We start from the raw sequence: 20,195 nt of genomic DNA, 5'->3' as shown, positions 1-20,195 counted from the left end.
AGTAAAACAGGTGGAGATTTTCTCCACCTGTTTTACTTTTTAATCATATCATTCAAAGTCTGATCTCCCGTATTGTTCAAATGAGGATTTTTACTCATTTCACGTTTTAGTATATCGAGGCTTTGCGTATATTCTGTATCATTTAATGCGCCAGATTGAAGACCTTGAATTTGGGAAATCAACTTTTGGTCTGTTGATACATATGCTTTATAATAGCGAGGGACGATGGACAAAGCAGCTCTATATACTTGATCTGCTACGAGTTTTGGATCCGTTGTGTTTGCACGGTATACAACAAATACTTCATCATCGGTAACGAGCGTAGCAGCGTTTGTAACGTCAGGAAGTTTGACTGTCATACTTGTAATCATTTCAGCAACTTTCTCACGGTTAATGGCTCCTACTTGTTTGTTAGATACTTCATGCTTTTGTTTAGATGAATAGCCGACTCTTGTGAGCCGTGTATTTGTATTTTCCGTATGATACATGTCGTTTTTATTGGAAACAAGAACACGGCTTCCTTCTTCACGTTCCATTTCAGCTTTGTTCGCTGATTGGCAGCCTGCAAATAAGGAAATAGTGAGAAGGGAAAGTAAAATTTGTTTTTTCACGATGTATCACCTCCTTCTCCATAGCATGTACTAATTTGCAATTTTTTGTATTTGAAATTGTTGGTTGTTATGCTTTGTGATACGATAAAAAGAAGAATGCTTAGAGAGGAAGTTAATGATGGAGCAAAAGCAAGAGATTCATGCTACGGTGAGCATTAATAATGTGCAGTACGAAGTAATTAAAAACTTTCGTGACGGTTTTAGTGAAGAAGCATTTAAAGAGCGCTATGCAGAAATTTTAAATAAATATGATTATATCGTTGGAGACTGGGGATATGAGCAACTTAGATTGCGCGGATTCTTTGATGATAGTAACCAACGTGCGACATATGATACGAAAATTAGTACGTTAACGGAGTATTTATACGAGTACTGTAACTTCGGTTGCGCACATTTCGTATTACGAAAAATGAAGAAATAAAAAAATCCTCTTACGATTGTAAGAGGATTTTTTGTATATTCTCATTTATAAACAAATCGAGATATGATCGCCTTCAGAAAGTATTGTATTTGGTTTCATTTGTTGTCCGTTCAATTGAATATCCCCGTTTTTAATTTTATCCACAATGAGTGTACGGCTCCAGTCGGAAATATATGTGGATAAGGCCTTATCTATTCGGTGGGAACCCAAAATGATGTCTAATACGATTGTGATTTCAGCTATGCCGTTTTCTTTATGTTGCATAATAGAAATAGTAGTTGTTTCGGCTTGATCTTGCTGCGTCATATCGACTGTTTCAACGTGATCAGTAAATGATTTATAAATACGCAGTTTTTGATTCCACGTATGATCTTTCGGACATTTATAAATGGCAAAGCGGTATATGTTTTTTCCGTTGGCGTTATGCCTACGAATATTCGTGTCAGTAAATAAGGTAGTGCGTCTGCAATTTTTACAATACTTTTCGATTGTGTTTTGCTCATTTTCATATAAACTCCAAGAAAGTTGTACTTTCTGCATTTTTCTTCACCTCTTATAGTAGTGGCAAAGAAACGTAATACAGCTATTTGGATGTCTTGTAGTATGAAGACATGAGAAAAAGACAAAAATAAAAGGAGGTTCCCTTAGGAACCTCTGTAAACATCATACTACAGATGCGTTACGTTCCTTTGTAATGGGAATGGGCAGACTACTCCCTTGAAAAAGCATGGTGCTTTTTTGAGAGTAATGCTATCCAATTGCTGGTCCATTACAAAGTAAATGTTGGCATACGTAGATAACGTCCTTTCTATCCAAATAGATTTATTCTTAATTATAACACAGAAGATTGAAAATTCAAAATTCTTGAAATGGAAAACACCAGCTAAAATAGCTGGTGCATACGATAAATTATATAAGTTCAAATAAAAATGAGCGTAATTCTTCTGCAATTTCTTCAGTCATAGAAAATGCGTGCTCTAAGTAGCCTGGTTCGTTTAAATCGTCAGCACCGATGATTGCAAATTTATTGCGTTGCATATCAAGAACAATTGTTTTACCATAATGACGATCGGAGTATAATAGCGCTAAATCGTGACGCTCATTTTCTCCCATAAAGCTAACGAAACGAGTTTTTGTAGCGACAGTATCGTCGTACAGAAAGAAACGTTCTTCCATACACATGGCTCCTTTATTAAATATCTAAGTTTAAGTGTGGTTTATGATCTAAATGGTGATGCGTTTTAATGAATCGTACTGTTCTTGTTTTGTAACGCATTACGATAGAGTATGTTTCAGCTAAATCTCCACCAAGGAATTTAACACCGTCTAATAACTCACCAGCAGATACACCAGTTGCTGAGAAGATTGCATCATCCCCAGATACTAAGTCATCTAACATAAGAAGTTGACGAGGATCTTCTAATCCCATTTCACGACAACGAGCTTCTTCTTCTTCGTTCATTGGAACTAAACGAGCTTGCATTTCACCTTCAAGGCACTTTAATGCTGCTGCAGAAATAACACCTTCTGGAGCTCCGCCAATACCTACGAATAAGTCGATACCCGTTCCAGGTAGTGCTGTTGCGATTGACGCACCAACATCACCGTCACCAAATAATTTTACGCGTGCACCTTTTGCACGAACACGGTCAATAATATCTTGATGACGTTCACGTTCTTGAACGATAACTGTTAGATCGCGAATCTTTTTATTGTTAGCTTCTGCTACAATTTCAATTGTTTTTTCAATTGGATCATCTAAGCTAATTTTACCAGCTGCTTTTGGACCAACCGCGATTTTTTCCATGTACATATCAGGAGCATGAAGAAGGTTCCCTTTGTCTGCGATTGCAATAACTGCCATTGCATTTGCAAGACCTTTTGCAACGATGTTTGTACCTTCTAATGGATCAACGGCGATGTCTACTTCTGGACCGTTACCTGTTCCTAGTTCTTCACCAATATACAACATCGGTGCTTCATCAAGTTCTCCTTCACCAATTACAACTGTACCTGCCATGTTTACTGAATCGAACATATCACGCATTGCTGTAGTTGCTGCATCATCTGCTTCATTTTTCTTTCCGCGGCCCATCCACTGTGCGGATGCTAAGGCTGCTGCTTCTGTTACACGGACAATTTCTAGTGCGAGTTCACGTTCCAAGATTCCATTCCTCCAATTTCAAAAATCATACAAATATAACTATAACAAATAACGGAGAAAAGGTGAATTCGAAAAATTGTCGATTTTTTCAGAAGAAAGCGTTACAATTAAAATGTAAATGCTTTAATTTCCAGGTAGGTGACATTCATGTATTTTGTAGACAGAAAGAAAATAGAACAAATGCTAGTATGTTTAGAACGAGCAACAAGTACATTTCAAGAGAAAAAGATATATGAAACCGAGTTTGAATTTTACGCATTAGAGCGCATAGCCCATCTTATTATTGATTGTGTATTAGATGCCGGGAATGCGATGATTGATGGATTTATTATGCGCGATCCAGGAAGCTATGAAGATATTATTGATATTTTAATGGACGAGCGAGTGATAAGTGAAGAAGATGGACAAGGGATGAAAGAAATTATCCTTCTTCGAAAAATGCTTACGCAAGACTATATTCAAATGAATCATGATGAATTATATAAGACGATTCAAAAACATATTGCAGTGGTAGAAAAATACCCAGCAAATATTCGCAGTTATTTAGAAAAGGAATTAGGACCTGTATCTGCATTTGTACCAGAATAATTATGCTTATAAGATCCCCAGAGAATGCCTTTTGGGGATCTTATATTGTATGTGAGAAAGAAAAGGGAGAAGGGTGAAGTATGGGGGAAGCACGTACTACGAAAGACGAGATCGTACAATTGTTGAAAGTAAAGGGAGAGCACACAGTAGCTGAATTAGCTGACGTTTTAGAGATTACAGAAATGGCAATCAGAAGACATTTAAGTAATCTTGAGAAAGACGGACTCATTTATTCTAAGATGGTAAGGCAACATGTCGGAAGACCAACTTATTTGTATGGATTAAGTGAAAAGGGAGAAGATACATTCCCGAAAGAGTATAAGCAATTTGCGATTGATATGCTAGAAGATTTAGCTCGAATGGGTGATGAAAAAATACTTCGTTACATTTTAAAAGAGAGAACGAAGCGAATGGAAGAACAGTTACAAAAGAGAGTGAGTAATCAAAAGAATTTAGCATATAAAGTGCAAGAGATAGCAGCTATGCAAGAGAAAAATGGTTATATGGTTCAAATAAAGAGAGATGGAGAGAAATCTTTCGTAATTGAAAAACAAAACTGTCCGTTAAAAGAAATTGCAGAGAGATTCCCACAAGTATGCGAAGATGAAAAAGAAATGTATAAGCGTTTATTTGCAGGGGCAGATGTAAAGACGTTAGCAAACATGTGTGAGGGCGATTGTAGTTGTTCTTACCAAGTAAAAGAGAAAAAATGAACGTTATGGGGCGCTTTTAGGTAAAGCGTTTTTTTCTTTGGAAAAAGCGGGTAATATAAGAGTGGTATGATAAGGTGAGAACGTTAGCATAGAAGGAGAGACATAATCGATGTATAAAGGTTACTTAATTGACTTAGACGGTACGATGTATCGCGGAGAAGAACAAATTGAAGAAGCGAGCGACTTCGTAAAAGCATTAGGAGAGCGCGGCATTCCTTATTTATTCGTTACGAATAACTCAACGCGTAAACCAGAACAAGTGGCAGAAAAACTTGTTCGTTTCGATATTCCAGCGAAAGCAGAGCAAGTATTCACAACGAGTATGGCGACTGCGAACTTCATTTATGAACGTAAACAAGACGCAACTGTATATATGATTGGTGAAGAAGGCTTACACGATGCACTTGTGGAAAAAGGATTTGAACTTGTGGATGAAAATCCTGATTTCGTTGTTGTTGGTTTAGATCGTGACATCACATATGAAAAGTTAGCAAAAGCATGTCTTGCTGTGCGTAACGGCGCAACGTTTATTTCCACAAATGGAGACATTGCCATTCCGACTGAGCGCGGATTATTACCAGGTAACGGCTCATTAACATCAGTTGTAGCAGTATCAACAGGTGTGGATCCAATCTTTATCGGAAAACCAGAATCAATCATTATGGAACAAGCTTTAAAAGTACTTGGCATAGAAAAAAATGAAGCATTAATGGTTGGGGATAACTACGATACAGACATTTTAGCAGGAATAAATGCTGGCATGCATACCCTTCTTGTCCACACTGGAGTCACAACTGTGGAGAAGTTAACAGAATACGAAGTACAACCAACGCAAGTTGTGCATAACTTGACGGAGTGGATTGAGAAGATGTAATGAAATGCAGGTAACCGAAGAGGTTACCTGTTTTTTTATGCATAATTGCATATGTACTATAGGTATATAGAATGTAAAATTTAAATGTATTGATATAAGGGAGGGATAAGAATGTACTGGATGTCATGTATTATGCTTGTTTTTACATTATGTGTTTTGTTCTTTGTTCTATGGAAAATATATAAAATAAATGAAATGAAAAAAAGCGCAGGAAAACTTATTGCAATGTATCCTCGGGTGAGAAGACGTTGGATTGCATTACTTGGACCAGCATATTTCATTGGACAATGTATGTATATATATGCTCAGTACGTAAGTGGCGATATTGATACAGTTGAACAGTTTTTTATTCAGCTAGGTATTTATGCTGTAGCAAGTTGTTTTATGACTTTAATAGCTATACACCTTATTAAAAGTGTACAAATATATGAAAAAGGTGTAATAGATGGATTAAACTTTTATTCATATGAAGAATTGAAAGGCTATAAAACATCAACATGGGAAAATCCAAAAGAAAATATATTTTTATATCGCGGGCGAGAAAAAATGAATGACAATGTGAACTTACTTATTAGACAGGAAGATATGAATGAATTAGAAAGCATTCTTCAAAGATATATTCCGAAATTAATGATGAAATAAAAAAACTCCGGTTTTAACAACCGGAGTTTTTTATTAGAACGCACGATTCACAACGTCTTTAACCTCTTCAAGATATTGTTTACGCACACTGTCATCCACAGAAGGAACACTTGTATAGAATGTATGCTCAATTGTTTCAATGCCTGTAAATTCAAAAATACCAACATCCGCTGTTTTCTTCATTGCATCAAACATGCCGCCTGCTGTGTATGCTTCTTTCGTATTGCCCATTGTAGATAATAACAATCCTTTTTTACCGCTTAATAACTTTTCAATGCCGTTTTCACCGTAAGCATAAGCAAATCCATGGCTAAACACACGGTCAACGTATCCTTTTAAAATAGCAGGAAGCCCCGCCCACCAAACTGGATAAATGAATGTAATGCTGTCAGCCCAAGAGATATGTTCTTGTTCTTTTTTAATATCTTCTGGTGTATTTCCTTGAGAAAATGAGATGAAATCGGAAGCGCCTAATACTGGATTAAAGTTTAATTCGTATAGATCGCGAACGCGTACTTCGTGACCTTTTCCTTCTAATTCACTTTTTACCGTTTCTAAAATCGCATGGTTGAAGCTTTCTGTATTCGGGTGTGCATAAACGATTACATGTTTCATTTTTCTTCCTCCTATTTGTGGATATGTGAATAGTTATTTGTATATATGTAACTATTATGGTTACTACCTTTATAGAAGTCAAGTAATACATATGTATGTATAAAAAGACGCCCGAAAATCGCCTTTTTATACCCCGCTCATACAAAGTACAAAAAAGACAAATAAAATAATGACAATACCAATGCCGAAGTTAAATACGAGAGTACTATCCATATATGTAGCCTCCTTGTTTGAAAGTAAAAAGCACTCTAGTTAAGAGTGCTTTTTTATTTTGAATCTACTTTATAACTTTTAGAAAGTGATGCATGCGTGTAATATTTACATTATTTTATGTATGCATACTTTGAAATGAGTAAGTCCTTGTGAGATATAGAAAAAAAGACACTCTTGGAGTGTCTTTTAAGATGACAAAATGTGCCAATTGCTTGAGGTTGATAAGACGCTAATTTCCGTGTTAACGCCTTTTCTTTAATCAAGAAGTGTAGCAACAGCGATTCAAATAAATTGTACCACTTGTTTAATTGTGGTGCGTATGCAATTGTGCATATTATGATCATGGGGTAGGTAATGAACTGTGAATAATTTGAAGTGATTTATTTACGATTTCTTCTGCGGCATATATGCCAATTGCGTCTGTTTTTAAAATATGGGGTTGTAAGTTATCATGCATTGCCCCTAACTCACCATGAAGTGGTGCGAAGGCATGGTTCGCCTTTTCAAGCATGCATAAATCAAGTAAAGAATCCCCAGCTGTAATAATCGTATCTATTTGCAAAATTTCTTTTATATATTGCACGGCGTCCCATTTGTTAATTGGTTTTGGTACAAAGTATAGCTTTCTACCTTGAAGTGAATGATTCCAGCCTTGTTTGTCTAACCAGGAAGTGAAAGATGATAATTCATCATAAGGAATGTTCTCCCGTTTAATAATGCAATAATGGAATAGATCATCGGCTGTTTTTTGTGATATAACCCAATCTTTATGAGCTATTTGTCCAAGTTCCTTTAGTATGTCATTTCTCTCTATACATTCAGCCGATAGTCTTTCTTTTACTGTCCTGTTCCAAGTACCATCTTGTTTCCCGTTATGAAGGATATTACCGCCATTACTTGTAATGGCGTATTCGGGAATGATTTCGTCTTGGAATAAAGCAATCCGCTGAAACTGCTCAATAGTTCTTGTTGTAACTGGGATGAAATGTGAGTGCAGTTGTAATTTTTTTAGTAGTGAAATGGTTTTATGTGATATGAAAGAAATTTCTTTCCCATCTAAAGTTTCAATGAGTTGAATTGATTCATCTTCTATAGGGGCACGAAACGATTTCCGGGAATAAATAAGCGTCTGATCAAGATCACTGGCGAAAATCATATCGTTTCCCTCTTAAGAGGCTTAATGAGCCCACAACATGAATAAGCCATATTTTCATAGATTTCAATAGGGACATTCTTTTCTTTAGCGAGAAGTAAAATATGCTTTAAATCGGGATTGTTTTGCTTGCGTATTAAAATTTTCCACGGTATTCTCCGGAGTAATACGCGAGTTGTTTCACCGACTCCTGGTTTAATTAAGTTAATATCGTCAATTTCAAAGTGATTTTGGATAGACTGTATATCTTTTAATCCTTGCCAAGAGGGATTAGTGTAAGTTGAAGTAATATAACGTAATTGATTATCTATATGAGAATGAACAGAAGGGAATAAATCTGTTACCTCATCAATGAATAAATTTGATAAGTCTTCTTGTTCTAGCTCTTTATAATATTTAACACCATGAAAATCATTTGGACCGATATAGGTGTCATTTAGTACAGTGCGGCTAATGAGTCCAGAGACTGTTGCATTTAAGCAAGCGCTAGGAATAAGAAAATCTTCACGTGTACCGTAAATTGAAGTACAGTAACCGGGATCAGCAAGCACAGCCATACAATGAGAAATGTGTGTATTATTTCGTTCGTTAAATGTGTGTACTGCATATTCTAATTCTTTTTTTATTGCACCTTTCCCAGTCCACCCATCAATGAATTGAATTGTTTCTTTAGGGTGATGTTCCAAAATATAATGGAGTGCATTTTCATCAATACCGCGTCCGCGAACAATAGAAATACAATAGTGAGGTACATCAAGGTTGTATTGATAGCGTATGTAGCGTTTGATAAGAATGCCAATAGGTGTACCAGCACGAGCTAATGAAACGAGGACAAGGTGAGTTCCTTTAGCTTGTATAATCTGTTCGGCGACAACTCCAACAGCGATGGCTAGTTTGTGTTTGTATTGTTGCAGGGAAGAAAAGAATAAATCCATATATGCTTTAGATGGTTTATATTCCATTGGTAACATTTCGGAATAATGTGTGCCAGCTTGAATTGCTTGTTCTCTAGTTTCCGTGGAACTTTCTTTCATTAAATCACTAATATCTTTTAATAGAAAAATAGCATCATTTGGATTGTAACTACTAATATGAGAATTTACTTTTACCATAATTATCAACCTTCCTTTTCTATGCTATTTGAAAATGAGACGATATGAATAAAAGGAATAACTGTTTGTAACTGCTGTAGAAGAGGAGATAGGGCTTCTTCCCCTAAATTACGCTCAATGAAAACAAATACTTCATCGTAATCATGAGGTGAAATATTATAAAAGTAATTTGTAATAGTAGAATCTTCAGGACTTGGATATGAGAAATGATTATGAATGGCGTAGTTCACATCATTTGAAACAGGATGGATAGGGCTTCTTGTTGTAGATTGATATAAAATATTTTCACCCATTTCAGCAGCAATTTTCATTGGAATATACATAAATTCACCCGTTCCGAGACAGAGTGTTCGTTTTCCAATTCTTTCTCTTTTTAAAGTTTTTCCTGCTTCTTGGGCGAAAGAATGAATGTGCTTTTGTTCATATGCTGAAATGCCAAATCGCCCAGTATATTTTATATAATTTGATGTATAGGGTGATTTTGGGCAGGTAAGGGTATGTTTTTTGAAATCAGGTTTTGTTTCTTCAATTTGAATCTTTGTTTTTGCAATATTTAATGGTTGGCCAGTTGTATGAATACTGCCTTCTAATAAAGAAATAACATGAACCTTAATTTGAAGTTCTTCTTCTAATTGTTTAAATTGTTTTCTATTAGTATGAGAACGCCAGTCTAATAAAGAAGCAATTATATATTCTTCTCGTGGGAATTTATTTTGAATAGATCTAATAATATTTAATGCTGTTTTTCCTGTTGTCATCTCATCATCTACGAGAACAATTGGATTGTTGTTTTGAAAAAAGCTTTCATCTACATAACAACGGTGTGATGTTGCATGAGAATGTTCTTCCTCAAATGTAATGACAGATTCTAGGTGGGGTATCGATTCCCTAGTTGTATGTACATACTTTGCATTTTGAAAGCATTGAAACATAGAATGACCAAGTGATGTCGCTGTTTCAGCGAATCCGATGAACAAAACTTCTTGTTGCAGAGGATATTGATAACGAAATACTTCCTCTGGGATTTCATCAATTTCTAATGAAATGAGATTTAAAATTTCTTTTTGAAATGGATGAGAAATATTATGTAGTATTTCCATATATCTTGCAGCGAGAGCAACTCCACTTGATAGAGAGACTGTAGGTTTAATAGGAAGATGCTTTCCAAGGATTGTACTCACAAATAAAAAACTGCGTTTCTTATTTATTCTCGCAGCCATTTGAAAAAGATTGTCTAGTTCTAAATTATATGGATTATCACGTACTTCTACATGAACTTGTATATTATTTAAAACGTTATACGTGTTGCTTTGCGTTTGTAATAAGGAGATCGGTGAATTGTTTGTTTTCATGTAGCACCCCGTAAATATTAGATTTTAAAATGGTTTTGCGAGCCCAGCCATAATGAGGTTTTACTTCATTCATTTTGTTAGAAAAACTGCTTTTTAGCACTCCATTATACGTATCTGCATTTTGTAAAATTAATCTCGCATCTAAATAATCTTCCATTGTGACAATGTGCATTGCCTGTACAACTTTAATATGAGATGGGTGAATAACTGTCTTTCCGATTAAGCCATTTGCATGGTCAAGTGATACCTCTTGAATAAGCCCTTCTTCATGATCATTAGAAAAATATTCCCATACACATCCTGAAATAATATATTCATTTGTTGCCCTTGAAAAAACGTTAATAATGTCTGAAATACAATCACGGACAACAGTAATATGATAGATAGGTGTGTATTTATTGCGCCGAATACTAAATATACTTGAAAAATCAGTAGCACCAATACGTACATTTAAGATGTAATCGTGATAAGAATCTAGTAAATCCTTTATTTGTAATAATGATTCTGCCCGTGTTTCCTTATACATAATTTCGGGTGATTCTAAAATCGGCATGCCATATAGCGATAATGAGTATAACTCGTTTATATATGCAAGCTGATCGATATAAGTCTTTCCGTTAATCGGTGTGAATTTTGGAAAGACAAAACCACATAAACAATGAACAGCACTACCTAATTCAGTAACAATCTTCTTCATTTGACTTGGCTGTCGAACTCTAATAAAAAGAAGTGGGATGTCTGCTTGATTTAGTATGTTGGCACTGACCAAGTTAGCGATTTGCTGTATTTGAACGACGATGTTTTGCTCTGCAAGTTTTACTTCCTCATCGCTGATAGCGTCCTCTAGACAAAGAATAATTGAGATAGCATCCACATGTTTCCTTCTAATTATATCTTCCGCAATCGTTTCTTTCGTGCCAGGAGTATATAGTGTGGCACCTAGTGCGTAAGCTAGTTGTTCTTTCTCTATATTTTTTGAAAAACCAAGAGGTTCTTTATAGAAAAAATTTTGCCGTTCTTCCGAGGAGAGATAAGAAAAGTAATTCAAATTGTCACCACCTTATTTATAATGATTATGTTTAATCGTAACATAATAAGAAAAATCTTCCATAAAAATGAAGCGAGAAATTAAAAAAATATATTGAGAAAGATGAATTATAAGATGAATATCGAATATTGTTAATAGAAATATAATAGGGGGAAAGAGAAAGTGGATATACATAAATTAACAGAGGAAGAAGCAAATGAGATAAATACTTGGACGTACGAGGAACCATATAATTTATATAGTTTTTCAGGCGAGAAAGAAGTAATGGAAGAGCTATTAGATGGAACGTATTATGGCTGTTGTGATGATCAAGGAGACTTCATCGGTTATTTTTGTTTTGGAGCAAATGCACAAGTACCAGGTGGAAGAGATGCTCATTTATATGGTGGAGAAGATGTGATTGATATCGGACTTGGCATGAAGCCAGCGTTAACTGGGAAAGGAATGGGGAAAGAATTCTTTCAAGCTGGAATAGCGTTTGCCACGAAAGAGTTTAATGCAAAAATGTTTCGATTAAGCGTAGCGACATTTAATACAAGAGCGATTACGTTATATAAAAATATCGGATTTAAGCAAGGGCCTATTTTTTTGAGTCGCGGAAGAGAATTTATGCTGATGGAATATGAAAGACCGTCAGCATGAACCTGACGGCCTAGAAAACATTATTATTCTGAGTGCTCAGCTCGGTGCGCTAAACGGCTTGAAGCAGCGGCAGCGATTCCGCCAACGATATCATCAAGGAATGTATGCACCTTTCCAGTTGATTTATCATTTAAGTATTCTAAAATACCAGGTTTTAATTTATCAATATATCCAAAGTTCGTGAAACCGATAGAGCCGTACACATTCACGATAGAAAGTGCGATAACTTCATCAATTCCATATAAGCCTTCGTCACGTTTTACAATATCTTGTAACGGTTCACTTAGCATTCCCTTTTCAGCAAGGACATCAAGCTCGATACCAGTAATCAGTGCGTTTTGTACTTCACGTTTTGATAGTACACGTTCTACATTGTAACGGCATTCTGACACCTCTAAATTTGGATGATATTTTTTTTGAAGAAAATGAACAAGTTCAGCAATATCGTCAATTGTTACACCGCGTTCTTGTAATAGTTTTAATGCTCTTTCTTGTAGTTGATTTGATTCTTTCATGTTTATCACCTTTTTTTCTTTTTAGTATTTGTATACGTTTCGTTGCTTTATCATGTGCATAGGAATGAAAGGCGAGCACAAGCTCATATATATAAAGAAAAACCATAGGTGGCGACTGCGATGATTCAGCATATTTATGAGCATTATCACATGCATGTTAAAGAATTAATCCCCCTTGGCCCCTATAAAAGCTTTTGGATTCGCAACAAAATTTATGTACTTTTTCCAATTGGAGAAATGGAGGAAGAAGTACTTGTAGAGATGAAAAAGCTCAGTGATTATATGAACCAGCAAGGGGATATAACTGTAGCGACTTTCGTTCCGACTATACACGGCTACTATGTAAGTGAGATAGAAGAACAAAATTACTGCTTATTAAAAGGTATGCGCACGTTAGAACGACATGCTATGTCATTAGGAAGTGAGCTTTCTATATTCCATAAACGAGGTGCATTCTTTCCAGAAGAAATTGAGCAATTAAGCCGAATTGGTGAATGGAAAGCGTTATGGGAAAAAAGGCTCGATCAATTAGAAAAGTTTTGGCAATCACAAGTGATGAACCACCCTTCAGATGTATTCGATCAATTGTTTATTGAATCCTTCCCGTATTACTTAGGAGTTGCAGAAAATGCAATTCAATATGTTGTCGATACAGAAATGGATGATACGCCGCAACTAACGGATGCAGCAACAATTTGCCAAGAACGATTCACACCTTTATTATGGCATCAAACGAAGCGGCTCAAACTCCCTTTTGATTGGGTATATGATCACCCGAGTCGAGATATTGCAGAATGGATCCGCCATATGACGATAGAAAAAAAGAAAGACTGGGAGCAAACAATCGTTCAATTTGTTACAGATTATGAACGGAATTATTCGCTATCCTCATTTGGCTGGCGCTTATTATTTGCAAGGCTCCTGTTCCCGCTTCATTATTTTGAAACGGTCGAACGATATTACCAAACTGGAAACGAAGAACAAAAAAGCATATATAGAGATCGCTTAGAAGCCATTTTACACGATGTGAACCGCTCAGAGCAATTTATGAAGCATTTTTATGGCTCACTTCGTTTACCAGTAGATAAGCTTGGGATTAGAAAATTAGATTGGTTATCTTAAAAATATAAAAAAGAGACCGAGTGAGGTCTCTTTTTTATATACCACAATTTTATGTAATACATTATGCCCCTACCTGCTGATCTGTACATATATTTAAAACGAATTGATGCCTTTCGAGCTTTTCATTTACTTTACCCAATAATTCTTGCTGGATTTCTTTAAATAAAAATTGATAGCTTGTATTCCACGTTGGTATAGCGGATGAAAGGCCTAATAAATACTCTTTTTTCTTTTCTAGTTCTTGAATTGTTAAAAAAGTGTTCCCCATTTTTGGCATCTGTCGTCCCCCTATGTTTTTTACTTTATATGTGTGAACGATTCACTATATAGTATTAATTATCGCATTTTTTGAGAGGGATTTCCAATTTTGTTTTATGATGTTAACGGATAAATGTGATTTGAATAAAAAAAGGAGACCAAATTTGGTCTCCTTTTAGCAAGTGACTCTGAACGAGCCGCTTCCGCTTTTAATTAAAATACTTGCTCTACTTCGATAACGCCTGGTACTTCTTCAAGTAACGCGCGCTCGATACCAGCTTTTAGTGTGATTGTAGAACTTGGGCAGCTTCCGCATGCACCCATAAGGCGTAGTTTTACGATACCTTCTTCAATGTCTACTAATTCAACGTCTCCGCCATCGCGAAGTAAGAATGGACGTAATTTATCTAATACTTCTAATACTTGTTCTTCCATATGTGGGTTTTCCATTTTTATCGACTCCTTTCATCAGTTTTATTATAATCAAGATAGAGGGGAAAATCTATTTTTTCTCTTCTTGTTTTATTGTCGAAATTTTGTATCGTGTTTTTTCAGTATAGGGGTATGGAATAAGTTTGTAAAATGATGTGCTTATGTAATAAGACATCTGAATATACTGTTGGGACAAGAAGTGGAGGAGAAGAAATGGTTAATGTTCAAGTGTATGGAACGAAAGTAATTTGTGCGAGCTGCGTTGGAATGCCATCTTCAACAGAAACGTTTGAATGGTTACAAGCGGCAATTGGTCGTAAATATGAAGGACAAGAAGATAAATTTAATTTCGAGTATATTGATTTCCAGGAAGAACAAGAAGATGCGGATAAAAAAGCATTCGCAGAGCGCGTAGTGGAAGAAGATTTATTTTATCCGGTCGTTCTTGTAAATGGAGAAATTGTTGGAGAAGGAAATCCTCGTTTGAAGGATGTTTACGAAGAAATCGAGAAATATTTATAAAACAAGAAGTCTTTGCGAATTTGCAAAGGCTTTTTTTATTGGAGGGATAGATATGAAAAATGGAGTGAAGCATGCGTTACCAACGGAAGTACAACAGTTAATGGAGCGGTACACAGTAGAATTAAAAGAAATTTTTTTGGATGAAAAAATAGTCGGGGTATATATTTACGGATCCATCGCACTAGGTGCATTTCATAAGGAAACGAGCGATGTTGATTTTGTTACAGTGATAAATGATTCCGTGAATGAAGCTGAAAAACAGCAGCTTGTGGAACTACATAAGAAACTTAGTGATAATACGCTAGGTAAAAGAATGGACGGTATGTATATTTCGCTTGCTGACTTAGGGAAATACAATGATGAAATGAACGAGTATGTGTATTGTGCAGATGGTAAAGCTAATGTTGGTCATTGGGACATTAATGCGGTCACATGGTGGACGTTGAAAAATCAAGGCATTACAGTTACCGGAAAAGAAGCAGAAGATCTTCCACTGCAAATACAATGGAATGATGTAGTAAATACGATGAAATATAACGTAGAACAGTACTGGAGTGAAAAGGCGAAGAAGCCATATTTATTTTTTATAGAAGAGTGGGTAGAATCAGCTGTCGTTACGATGGGACGTATTTTATATACACTGGATCATAAAACAATCGTTTCAAAAGATAGAGGATTGCAATACTTGTCAGAACGTTCAGCGGAAGAATGGGAGATTTTATTAAAAGAAGTAGCGAGAATACGACAGAGTCCAAAAGAAAAGCGAATGCTCTCAAGGTGGGGAAGGGCAGATATGACGAAGAGGTACTTACTGCATTTAATTGAGATGTGTAGAGAGAAATGGTAGGGAAGAAAATGGACAATACAGTGGGTTGTATTGTCTTTTTTTATGTTAAATTTGGTATATAATGGTTTAAAAAATTTAATTATACTGGAGGGGATAGGATGAATATAGAATTAGCTACATATGAAGAAAAGAATGAACAAATGAGTATGCGCCAAGTAATTAGCATTCTATTAATTATTTTTGGGGTCATGCATGGAATTGGTTTTTTGAACCTTTTATATGATTCTTCCTTATACCCATGGTATGTAGATCATCTTATTCCACCTTTAACATTTCTTACTATTATTTTTATATATTCACCAGCAAGAAATCACTGTGTACAGTTAGTAAAATCAATACAGTTCAATAATTTTAAACATTATGTAACGATAGTAATAACAACGATTGTAATGCTTATGTATCTTGCGGTATTAAATGTAGTTTTACCACATGGGCTTGGTGTGGATGAATCTAATATAGTAATAGAACCTACTACAAGTGAAATCATTCTATACGTAGTTGTGCTCACAACTTTTGCGCCTATTTGGGAGGAAATTGTATTTCGAGGTATGTTTTTTATGAAATTATCTCAGCGCTTCTCTACACTTAGTAGTGCTGCTATAAGTGCTTTCATATTTACTTTAGGGCACCCCCTTACAGTAGGGAGTATTTTATATATTTTTGGTATGGGCATATGTTTAGCATACACATATAAGAAAACGAAGAATTTACTCGTTCCAATTGGGATTCATTTATTAAATAATTCGTTTTATTTATTAGTAAATTTTCAACTATAAAAAGACGCCTTTTTGAAAAGGGCGTCTTTCGTATTGTGTAGTAGGTAGAAAAGGCTTTACACACATTGTGTAGAGGCAAGGTAATACAAAATATAGATAGTTTCATGTGAAACATTTTTATTATCAAATATGTAAAATGCTTAACTTAGTGTATTAAATATATCATTCATAAGTATTCTAATATATTTAAAAGTAAAATGAAATAAGAAACGGATAATTGTCGGAATATATTCGATTTCCGTTCATTTTTATGAAATATGTGTACTTTTTGTTAGATTCCTTCATTTTGTGCATATACAATAAATGTATATAGAAATAAGAAAAGGATGATGTACGTGAAGGACACTGTTTTACAAGAAACGATTTCTCCACAAGAATTACATAAAGTTGTTCAAAAGAATACAGCTTATTATGACTTTAAGTGGGGTAAAGTAGAAAATCCAGCGCAAGGGAATACATGGAATTGGGTAGCCTTTTTCTTCCCAACTTTTTGGTTAGCTTATCGAAAAATGTATAAGTTATTTATTATATTTGCGTTATTGGCTATACCTAGTATAGTTATACCCCCTTTTATAGATATTCCAGATGGGATTTATGTAACATTTAATTTAGCTCTTCAATTAGGAATGATGATATTTACTGGATGGTAAGGAAACCGTTTATATTACAAGCATGCTGTTCGTGTTTTTCGTAAGGGAGAAGATTCGTCTGATCATGAGAAGGCGTATTTCTTACAATCAAAGGGTGGCGTAAGTATTGCTGGTATGATTGGTTTACAGGTTATAGTCGGGATTGTGTTTGGGTTAGCTGCGTTCGGGCTGTCCTTTTTACCAACTGAACCGAATATTAAAAACGTTGTTCGTTCAAGCGGTGAAGGGGTTACTTTAGAGATTATGACTGATAATCCAACTTGGAAGTTTGTTAAGAAAGAAAAAGATTATGACGTAGTAGAGTTTACTGGTTATGATTATACAGAGAAGAAAAACGTGAAAATTAAATTTGCTGTTTATTTCGATGAAGATTATTTCGAGTGGCAAGAGATATATGAAAATAATAAGAAGTTAAGTGAAGAAGAATTAGAAGAATATCAAATTTACATTGAAGAAAATAATTGGGGGTTCTAGAGGGAACTCGTTCATTTTGAAAAGAAGAATCTTGCGAAGGTTCTTCTTTTGTTTATTAGGGGGAGAGAAATGATTTCAGCATTAATAGAAGCTCTAATAGGATCTATTAGTTTAAGTACGGGTTTACACACGAAAAAGGTTGATGTTAACATACGTTACTTGCAGCAGTATGAATGGTTTCGAATGACATATGAAGACGAGAAGTATCGAAAGTTATTTATTACGAACTACAAAGTTCACTAAGGGTTTGATTGCTCGTAAAAAAATAAAAATGCACAACGAAGATTTTTAAAATTAGTGGAAGAGCAAATAGAAAAACGGCATACGAATTGAAATTTTGTAAAATACAATAAAAAATGAGAATTTGAGGTAGGGTTGTCAATAACGTGAGACTATGGCACTATAAAGAAATGCTATACAAATTTTATTTATCGAGATGTAAACATCAATTTTGATTTTTACGTATAAATAATGAACGGAGGAAATAAATTTATGGCTACTTTACCAAATTGTCCAAAATGTAATTCAGAATATACGTATGAGGATGGCGTTCTTTTCGTATGTCCAGAATGTGCTCATGAGTGGGGCCAAGAAGCAGAAGCTGAAAATAATGATGGTGCAAAAGTTGTAAAAGATGCGAACGGAAACGTTCTTCAAGATGGCGACGCTGTTACTGTTATTAAAGATTTAAAAGTAAAAGGAACTTCTTCAGTTGTGAAGATCGGTACGAAAGTAAAGAGTATCCGTCTAGTTGATGGCGATCACGATATCGATTGCAAAATCGACGGTTTCGGAGCTATGAAGTTAAAATCACAGTTCGTTAAGAAGGCATAAGTAAATAGAAGAGGAGGCGAATAGCCTCCTCTTTTTATTATGTCACTTTTTGTCGGTAAGTCGATATTTCGTACAAAATCGTTGATATATTCTGAGTTATGATAGATATATTGAAAAAATCGTTAATATAATTTCATTCACCGTGAACTACGCACTATTTACCTCGCACCATAGTCAATTTCTTTCAATTGACATCGCTTATTAAAGAACGTTTTATATCCAAGCTGTAAAAAGATAATGACAGCAAAGGCAGTACTTCCAGAAATACCGAGTATGATAGCGATTTGATATTGAATGGCTGTGAATGGTGATACACCGGATAATATTTGACCAGTCATCATGCCTGGTAAGCTTATAATTCCCATTCCGACCATAGAATTAATTGTTGGTAAAATAGCAGAGTCAAAAGCGTCTCGAATGAGCGGAGCAGCAGCTTCTTTCGGTGTTGCGCCGAGCATAAGTGCACCTTCAATTTGACCTCTTTGCGATTTCATATTGTTTAAGAACGTATTTGCACCAAGAGAAACACCAGTCATGGCATTCCCAACTAACATTCCTGTAATAGGGACGATATATTGCGGAGCATACCAAGGGTCATGACCGATAATAACAAAGATAAATAGTAGAAGTGGCCCAATTGATCCGGCGACCATGGAAAGGGCGGCTACTCGTTTTAATTCTTTAGACATTGGGATGTTAACCCGTTTATAAATATTAAAAATTGCAAAGGTAGTAATAGAAGTGATGAGAGCGATTGTATAAAATGGATTACTGTTTTCAAATACGTATGTAAGGACATATGCAACAAGTACGAGCTGAATCGTCATACGGAATGTTGCGAGCGCGATTTGTTTTTCGCGAGGTATTCCTTTTAATTTTACAAGTCCAATTAAAATAAGAATGAAAATATAGGCAGCTGCAAGTTGCCAAATTTGGAGTTCAATAATGCCCTTCAACTGAGAGCACTTCCTTTCTAGTTGCACCCTTTGTTTTGCTAATTTCAATAATATCGTCTGCAATTTCTTTTGGAAGTTGTTGCGAGTGTGTGATGAAGATAACTGTTTTTTTCTTTTTTCGTGCTAGTTCAGTAAATTGTTTCATAACGCGGCGTTCTGTATCACTGTCTAATGCTGAAGTGGGTTCATCTAATAAATAGACAGGCGGATCCATAAGTACGATACGTGCAAAGGCAAGTCTTTGTTTTTCACCGCCGGATAATGAGGAGGTGCTATCTTCTAATTGCTTGTCTAAGCTAACGGTTTGTAATGCACTCCGCAGGGCATCATCATTTGGAAATGGTTTTTCAGAAAGACGAAGTCCCATTAATAGGTTGTCTTTAACGGTTCCATCAAAAATAGGTGGAGTTTGCCCAAGCATAACTACGTCACGACGTAATTGAATAGGGTGATATTCAGAAATTAACTTTCCGTTATATTCAATTGTACCGGATGTTGGGGATTGTAAATCGTTTAACATGCGAAGTAATGTGCTTTTTCCGCTTCCGCTTTCACCGATAATACAAGTAATCTTTTCTTTTTGAATCTGTAAATAAGGAATGTGTAGTATATCTTTATATATAACGTCTTTTAATATAAACATAAATCGCTCCTTTCTGAT

General features: G+C 35.4%; 25 protein-coding genes and 2 pseudogenes. 13 read left to right on the top strand and 14 right to left on the bottom strand.

Translation table 11 applies throughout. The features are described 5' to 3' along the window. Window positions 1-32: 32 nt before the first annotated feature. Window positions 33-611, bottom strand: coding sequence for a YhcN/YlaJ family sporulation lipoprotein (locus ACTFRY_RS20240; RefSeq protein ID WP_098617096.1), 579 nt, complete (start codon window positions 609-611; stop codon window positions 33-35). 118 nt (window positions 612-729) lie between these two features. Here ACTFRY_RS20240 and ACTFRY_RS20235 point away from each other — a divergent pair, with 118 nt between their 5' ends. Further along, complete coding sequence (locus ACTFRY_RS20235) at window positions 730-1,032, top strand: YutD family protein (RefSeq protein ID WP_000435942.1); 303 nt, start codon at window positions 730-732, stop codon at window positions 1,030-1,032. Window positions 1,033-1,077: 45 nt separating this feature from the next. On the opposite strand, the gene ACTFRY_RS20230 is transcribed toward ACTFRY_RS20235, so the two are convergent. The 3 genes from ACTFRY_RS20230 to glpX all read right to left on the bottom strand — a co-directional run bounded on the left by ACTFRY_RS20230 (window position 1,078) and on the right by glpX (window position 3,196). Beyond that, window positions 1,078-1,572: a cytoplasmic protein gene (locus tag ACTFRY_RS20230; protein WP_098617097.1), complete on the bottom strand. Its 495-nt coding sequence runs from the start codon at window positions 1,570-1,572 to the stop codon at window positions 1,078-1,080. Between the two features lie 369 nt (window positions 1,573-1,941). Further along, complete coding sequence (locus tag ACTFRY_RS20225) at window positions 1,942-2,208, bottom strand: DUF3055 domain-containing protein (RefSeq protein WP_000392606.1); 267 nt, start codon at window positions 2,206-2,208, stop codon at window positions 1,942-1,944. 16 nt (window positions 2,209-2,224) lie between these two features. Further along, complete coding sequence (glpX, locus tag ACTFRY_RS20220; protein WP_000439090.1) at window positions 2,225-3,196, bottom strand: class II fructose-bisphosphatase; 972 nt, start codon at window positions 3,194-3,196, stop codon at window positions 2,225-2,227. Window positions 3,197-3,343: 147 nt separating this feature from the next. On the opposite strand from glpX, the gene ACTFRY_RS20215 reads away from it, so the two are divergent. The 4 genes from ACTFRY_RS20215 to ACTFRY_RS20200 all read left to right on the top strand — a co-directional run bounded on the left by ACTFRY_RS20215 (window position 3,344) and on the right by ACTFRY_RS20200 (window position 6,013). After that, complete coding sequence (locus tag ACTFRY_RS20215) at window positions 3,344-3,784, top strand: DUF86 domain-containing protein (protein ID WP_000273999.1); 441 nt, start codon at window positions 3,344-3,346, stop codon at window positions 3,782-3,784. An 80-nt stretch (window positions 3,785-3,864) separates the two neighbouring features. Next, window positions 3,865-4,497 carry a helix-turn-helix transcriptional regulator gene (locus ACTFRY_RS20210; RefSeq protein WP_098617098.1) on the top strand — a complete coding sequence of 211 codons (633 nt, stop codon included), beginning with the start codon at window positions 3,865-3,867 and terminating at the stop codon, window positions 4,495-4,497. Between the two features lie 109 nt (window positions 4,498-4,606). Next, the gene (locus ACTFRY_RS20205) at window positions 4,607-5,371 is read left to right on the top strand and encodes a TIGR01457 family HAD-type hydrolase (protein WP_000276467.1); all 765 of its coding nucleotides are present in this window, start codon (window positions 4,607-4,609) and stop codon (window positions 5,369-5,371) included. Window positions 5,372-5,482: 111 nt separating this feature from the next. Beyond that, the gene (locus ACTFRY_RS20200) at window positions 5,483-6,013 is read left to right on the top strand and encodes a hypothetical protein (protein ID WP_061663188.1); all 531 of its coding nucleotides are present in this window, start codon (window positions 5,483-5,485) and stop codon (window positions 6,011-6,013) included. Window positions 6,014-6,046: 33 nt separating this feature from the next. On the opposite strand, the gene ACTFRY_RS20195 is transcribed toward ACTFRY_RS20200, so the two are convergent. From ACTFRY_RS20195 to ACTFRY_RS20175, 5 genes are all read right to left on the bottom strand, one after another. Then, on the bottom strand, window positions 6,047-6,628 hold the full coding sequence (locus tag ACTFRY_RS20195) for an NAD(P)H-dependent oxidoreductase (RefSeq protein WP_098617099.1): 582 nt from the start codon (window positions 6,626-6,628) through the stop codon (window positions 6,047-6,049). A gap of 553 nt (window positions 6,629-7,181) precedes the next feature. Continuing rightward, entirely contained in the window at window positions 7,182-7,997 is an 816-nt protein-coding gene (locus ACTFRY_RS20190) for an HAD family hydrolase (protein ID WP_141541505.1), read from the bottom strand. Then, on the bottom strand, window positions 7,994-9,106 hold the full coding sequence (locus ACTFRY_RS20185) for a cysteine protease StiP family protein (protein ID WP_098617100.1): 1,113 nt from the start codon (window positions 9,104-9,106) through the stop codon (window positions 7,994-7,996). The genes ACTFRY_RS20190 and ACTFRY_RS20185 overlap by 4 nt, the downstream gene beginning before the upstream one ends. Window positions 9,107-9,111: 5 nt before the next feature. Further along, window positions 9,112-10,458, bottom strand: coding sequence for a phosphoribosyltransferase family protein (locus tag ACTFRY_RS20180; protein WP_098617101.1), 1,347 nt, complete (start codon window positions 10,456-10,458; stop codon window positions 9,112-9,114). Beyond that, on the bottom strand, window positions 10,403-11,506 hold the full coding sequence (locus ACTFRY_RS20175) for an HpcH/HpaI aldolase/citrate lyase family protein (protein ID WP_098617102.1): 1,104 nt from the start codon (window positions 11,504-11,506) through the stop codon (window positions 10,403-10,405). Before ACTFRY_RS20175 ends, ACTFRY_RS20180 begins: the two co-directional genes overlap by 56 nt. 162 nt (window positions 11,507-11,668) lie before the next feature. Here ACTFRY_RS20175 and ACTFRY_RS20170 point away from each other — a divergent pair, with 162 nt between their 5' ends. After that, the gene (locus ACTFRY_RS20170; RefSeq protein WP_000351145.1) at window positions 11,669-12,148 is read left to right on the top strand and encodes a GNAT family N-acetyltransferase; all 480 of its coding nucleotides are present in this window, start codon (window positions 11,669-11,671) and stop codon (window positions 12,146-12,148) included. 23 nt (window positions 12,149-12,171) lie between these two features. Here ACTFRY_RS20170 and ACTFRY_RS20165 read toward each other — a convergent pair whose 3' ends face one another. Then, on the bottom strand, window positions 12,172-12,663 hold the full coding sequence (locus ACTFRY_RS20165) for a phosphatidylglycerophosphatase A family protein (RefSeq protein WP_098617103.1): 492 nt from the start codon (window positions 12,661-12,663) through the stop codon (window positions 12,172-12,174). Between the two features lie 120 nt (window positions 12,664-12,783). On the opposite strand from ACTFRY_RS20165, the gene yutH reads away from it, so the two are divergent. After that, on the top strand, window positions 12,784-13,785 hold the full coding sequence (gene yutH, locus ACTFRY_RS20160) for a spore coat putative kinase YutH (RefSeq protein ID WP_098617104.1): 1,002 nt from the start codon (window positions 12,784-12,786) through the stop codon (window positions 13,783-13,785). A 61-nt stretch (window positions 13,786-13,846) separates the two neighbouring features. On the opposite strand, the gene ACTFRY_RS20155 is transcribed toward yutH, so the two are convergent. After that, entirely contained in the window at window positions 13,847-14,062 is a 216-nt protein-coding gene (locus ACTFRY_RS20155) for a hypothetical protein (RefSeq protein WP_001125495.1), read from the bottom strand. A gap of 194 nt (window positions 14,063-14,256) precedes the next feature. Beyond that, window positions 14,257-14,493 (bottom strand): NifU family protein, encoded by a 237-nt coding sequence (locus tag ACTFRY_RS20150; RefSeq protein ID WP_000431158.1) that lies wholly within the window; start codon window positions 14,491-14,493, stop codon window positions 14,257-14,259. A 195-nt stretch (window positions 14,494-14,688) separates the two neighbouring features. On the opposite strand from ACTFRY_RS20150, the gene ACTFRY_RS20145 reads away from it, so the two are divergent. The 6 genes and pseudogenes from ACTFRY_RS20145 (at window position 14,689) to phnA (ending at window position 18,578) form a co-directional block, all read left to right on the top strand. After that, window positions 14,689-14,997 (top strand): YuzD family protein, encoded by a 309-nt coding sequence (locus tag ACTFRY_RS20145; protein WP_016118826.1) that lies wholly within the window; start codon window positions 14,689-14,691, stop codon window positions 14,995-14,997. Between the two features lie 52 nt (window positions 14,998-15,049). After that, a complete protein-coding gene (locus tag ACTFRY_RS20140; protein WP_136986047.1) occupies window positions 15,050-15,844 on the top strand; it encodes a nucleotidyltransferase domain-containing protein in 795 nt (264 codons plus the stop codon). A 98-nt stretch (window positions 15,845-15,942) separates the two neighbouring features. Next, window positions 15,943-16,620 (top strand): CPBP family intramembrane glutamic endopeptidase, encoded by a 678-nt coding sequence (locus tag ACTFRY_RS20135; protein ID WP_098617106.1) that lies wholly within the window; start codon window positions 15,943-15,945, stop codon window positions 16,618-16,620. A 326-nt stretch (window positions 16,621-16,946) separates the two neighbouring features. After that, a pseudogene (locus tag ACTFRY_RS20130) lies at window positions 16,947-17,744 on the top strand (DUF2628 domain-containing protein). A gap of 69 nt (window positions 17,745-17,813) precedes the next feature. Further along, window positions 17,814-18,077, top strand: a pseudogene (locus ACTFRY_RS20125) (hypothetical protein). Between the two features lie 159 nt (window positions 18,078-18,236). Beyond that, window positions 18,237-18,578: an alkylphosphonate utilization operon protein PhnA gene (phnA, locus tag ACTFRY_RS20120; RefSeq protein ID WP_000212737.1), complete on the top strand. Its 342-nt coding sequence runs from the start codon at window positions 18,237-18,239 to the stop codon at window positions 18,576-18,578. 158 nt (window positions 18,579-18,736) lie between these two features. On the opposite strand, the gene ACTFRY_RS20115 is transcribed toward phnA, so the two are convergent. Together ACTFRY_RS20115 and ACTFRY_RS20110 are read right to left on the bottom strand one after the other, a co-directional pair. Beyond that, on the bottom strand, window positions 18,737-19,534 hold the full coding sequence (locus ACTFRY_RS20115) for an ABC transporter permease (protein ID WP_044794978.1): 798 nt from the start codon (window positions 19,532-19,534) through the stop codon (window positions 18,737-18,739). Beyond that, complete coding sequence (locus ACTFRY_RS20110; protein ID WP_098617107.1) at window positions 19,518-20,177, bottom strand: ABC transporter ATP-binding protein; 660 nt, start codon at window positions 20,175-20,177, stop codon at window positions 19,518-19,520. The genes ACTFRY_RS20115 and ACTFRY_RS20110 overlap by 17 nt, the downstream gene beginning before the upstream one ends. Window positions 20,178-20,195: the final 18 nt, after the last annotated feature.

The organism is Bacillus cereus group sp. MYBK195-1, from assembly GCF_051916605.1.
Lineage (GTDB): Bacteria > Bacillota > Bacilli > Bacillales > Bacillaceae_G > Bacillus_A > Bacillus_A cereus.
This window is presented reverse-complemented; position numbering and strand designations above follow the sequence as displayed.